3 protein-coding genes are annotated in these 1,554 nt (G+C 35.0%); 2 read left to right on the forward strand and 1 reads right to left on the reverse strand.

Going from position 1 to position 1,554, the window contains the following annotated elements; genetic code table 11:
* Positions 1-251: 251 nt before the first annotated feature.
* Positions 252-533 (reverse strand): hypothetical protein, encoded by a 282-nt coding sequence (locus H4J52_RS02955; RefSeq protein ID WP_182178559.1) that lies wholly within the window; start codon positions 531-533, stop codon positions 252-254.
* 179 nt (positions 534-712) lie between these two features.
* Here H4J52_RS02955 and H4J52_RS02960 point away from each other — a divergent pair, with 179 nt between their 5' ends.
* Both H4J52_RS02960 and H4J52_RS02965 read left to right on the forward strand, forming a co-directional pair.
* Positions 713-997, forward strand: a complete 285-nt coding sequence (locus H4J52_RS02960) for a type II toxin-antitoxin system RelB/DinJ family antitoxin (protein WP_182224194.1) — start codon at positions 713-715, stop codon at positions 995-997.
* A complete protein-coding gene (locus H4J52_RS02965) occupies positions 994-1,272 on the forward strand; it encodes a type II toxin-antitoxin system RelE/ParE family toxin (RefSeq protein WP_182224195.1) in 279 nt (92 codons plus the stop codon). Before H4J52_RS02960 ends, H4J52_RS02965 begins: the two co-directional genes overlap by 4 nt.
* The last annotated feature ends 282 nt before the right edge of the window (positions 1,273-1,554 follow it).

The following is a 1,554-nucleotide window of genomic DNA, read 5'->3' on the forward strand; positions in this document are numbered from 1 at the left end:
CGCCTAAGTCTCCCTTTAAGCTAACATTGATTCCTAGAAGAGATGCCTGCTCAAAACTTATTTCAGGGGGCAATCCAGCTATAGATTGAAAAGATGTAAAAAGTAAAATAAAAACAGCAATAATTCTCACAAACACTCCATGTGCGTATAACGCCCCATTAAGAGGCAAATAATAGTTGGCTAAAATAAGCGACGAAGGAGCAAATAGCCAGCTGTTATTTGTCCTGCTTGAATGGCTTGTTATACGTATTTTATTTACCATACTTTAATTCAAACAATTGTCTTAATAAATCTGTACGTTCAACATTTGATCTACAAACACCAATAACTATTATGGCTAATATCCCATGGTTCATTGCTGTCGAATAATTATTAACAAACCAAATTGACCATATATTATAAATAATGATCATTATAGCTGCGTAAAGAGGCGTAAAACTCAATCTATGTAGTTTTTTTTCTATGCGTTGAAGTTGCTCTATTTTTTGAAACTCAGCTATAGCTTTAACATCTTCCATTGAATTCAATTCCATCTGCGGACTCTCCTTTACGTATAACGCTTTGCTAAGCGGCTAAAAATAGTTTGGCTACAATAACGAACGAAGTGAGGGAAGCCAACTGTTTTTTGTCCGTTTAAGCAACTTGTTAGTTGCCTTGGATTAATTGTAGTGCTAACATTTGTGAGTACAACATTAATTTAAGGTAACTTATTATGGACACTCGCATTCAATTTAGAGTTGATGAAGAAACGAAACGTTTGGCGCAACAAATGGCCGAAAGCCAAGGCCGTACTCTTAGCGACGCATGCCGAGAACTTGCAGAAGGTTTAGCAGAAGAACAGAGAAAAACTATAAGTCATGATGCATGGTTATCGGAACAAATAAATGCAGCATTTGACAAGTTTGATAACGGAAAAGCTAATTTTATTGTACATGATGAAGCAAAAACATTAATGGAAGCAAGAAAACAAAAAATCCGTAATAGAGACAAATCATGATCTTTTGGGAAGAAGAGTCACTAAATGATCGTGAAAAAATATTTGAATTTCTTTTTGATTTTAACCCAAGTGCAGCAGAAAAAACTGATCAAACTATTGAAGCTAAAGTTGAAAACTTAATAGAACACCCACTAATGGGTGTTAAAAGAGACATTTTTCGTGGAAGAGTGTTAATCATTCCTGAAATATCAATGATTGTTTCTTATTGGGTTGATGGTGATACGATTAGAATAATGCGAGTTTTACACCAAAAGCAGAATTTCCCACCAGAATAAAGGCAACTAACGCCCTATTAAGGGGCAAATTGTAGTTGGCTAAAATGTGAAGCGGAGCGGAACTAGCCAACTGTAATTTGTCCCGCTTGAATAGCTTGTTATGTGTAAACTGCTGATATACCTACTATAAAAAACTAAGAAGCAATAGTAAACCTATAATTGCCGAACCAAATAATAGGTATTTACCAAAGGTAGAATTATCTTCGAGAGTTTCTTGATGCTGCGCTTTTAATTGAGCCAATTGTGATTCATTTAAATCAGAGCAATGAATACATTTATCGC

Source organism: Colwellia sp. MB02u-14, assembly GCF_014076915.1.
Taxonomy (GTDB): Bacteria; Pseudomonadota; Gammaproteobacteria; order Enterobacterales; family Alteromonadaceae; genus Colwellia_A.

Excerpts from the sequence above, each read along its gene's own strand:
- H4J52_RS02965 (WP_182224195.1), top strand. The coding sequence starts at position 994 with ATGATCTTTTGGGAAGAAGAGTCACTAAATGATCGTGAAAAAATATTT.
- H4J52_RS02960 (WP_182224194.1), top strand. The coding sequence starts at position 713 with ATGGACACTCGCATTCAATTTAGAGTTGATGAAGAAACGAAACGTTTG.
- H4J52_RS02955 (WP_182178559.1), bottom strand. The coding sequence starts at position 533 with ATGGAATTGAATTCAATGGAAGATGTTAAAGCTATAGCTGAGTTTCAA.